The 246-nt window shown below is 38.2% G+C and carries 1 pseudogene; it reads right to left on the reverse strand.

Going from position 1 to position 246, the window contains the following annotated elements:
* Positions 1 to 246 (reverse strand): annotated as a pseudogene (locus ACN6NE_RS31320) (replication protein); the annotation flags it as partial.

Raw genomic sequence — 246 nt, forward strand, 5'->3', positions numbered from 1 at the left:
CAAATACATAACTGTCAGGATGAGTACCTGTTGCATCCTCTTTAATGTATCGGGCCACGAGTATAAAAGGTGTCGCTTTTAACGAACGTACAAAACGAGAAACGGTACTTTTTGAGACGTTAAATTTTTTCATAAGCGTTTCAGAACGGATCGCTTGAATGCCCGTAGCCACTAGGTTATAGATGACATGATCGAGCATTTCCATTCTCTTTTTAGGAAATTCTTTATGTATAGCAGATTGTTGTT

The sequence above is a fragment of the Priestia sp. 53B2 genome (assembly GCF_056099005.1).